Here is a 1013-nt window from a genome sequence, read left to right on the forward strand (position 1 = left end):
CCGGACAGGTTGGTGACGCGGCTGGCTGGTGTTTGGCCGCTGATGCCGGTGTGGGGTCGGTGGTAGTTGTACCAGTCCAGCCAGTCGGGAAACGCGGCCTGCCGTTCGGCCTCTGAGGTGTAGGGCCGGTGGTAGGCCCATTCCTCGAGCAGGGTGCGGTGGAAGCGTTCGACCTTGCCGTTCGTCTGGGGCCGCCAGGGCCTGGTCCAGCGGGGGCTGATGCCCAGCTTGTGGCAGGTGTCGCGCCAGGTGGTCTTGGTGTAGGCCCAGGCGTTGTCGGTCAGGACCCGTTCGACGGTGATGCCCTGAGCGGCGAACCAGGTGGCAGCCCGGGTGAGGAAGTCGGCGCAGGTGGCGGCCTTCTCGTCGGGCAGGTCTTCGGTGTAGGCCAGGCGGGAATGGTCGTCCAGGGCGGTGTGCAGGTAGGCGTAACCGACGCCGTTGCGGCGGTCCTTGTTCGGGCTGCCGGCCGCGCGGCCGAGGACTTTGTGGCCGCCGCCGTCGGGGATGCGGCCCAGCTTCTTGACGTCGATGTGGACCAGTTCGCCGGGCCGGGCGCGTTCGTAGCGGCGCACGGGCTCTCCGGTGGCCCGGTCGGTGGCGGCCAGGGCGGGCAGCCCATGGCGTTGGAGGATGCGGTGCGCTGTCGATGCGGCAATGCCGCAGCGGGCGGCCAGGCGGAGGGGGCCGATCCGGTGTTCGCGGCGCAGGTGCACGACCTGCGCCTCGACGGCAGCCGCGGTGCGGCGAGGCTGGTGGTGCGGGCGGCTGGAGCGGTCGTGCATGCCCGCCGTGCCCAGCTGCCGGTAGCGGCCGGCCCACCTTGCCGCGGTGGTGTGGCTGACCTGGAAGCGTTCCGCAGCCAGACGCAGCGGCCAGCCGTCCTCCACGACACACCGGGCCAGCCGCAGCCTGCCGGTCGGGGTCAGCGGGGCATTACGGTGGGACACGAGGGCCTCCTGGCGGTCGGCGGTAGATGTCGCAATCCACACCGAACCCAGAAGGCCCTCACC

Annotated in this window: 1 protein-coding gene; it reads right to left on the minus strand. The window is 71.6% G+C overall.

The features are described from left to right. On the minus strand, positions 1–950 hold a 950-nt coding region (locus IE318_RS44400), incomplete at its 3' end, for an IS481 family transposase (protein WP_189908492.1). Positions 951–1013 lie beyond the last annotated feature (63 nt).

Source organism: Streptomyces spiralis (assembly GCF_014654675.1).
In the GTDB taxonomy this organism is placed as follows: domain Bacteria; phylum Actinomycetota; class Actinomycetes; order Streptomycetales; family Streptomycetaceae; genus Streptomyces; species Streptomyces spiralis.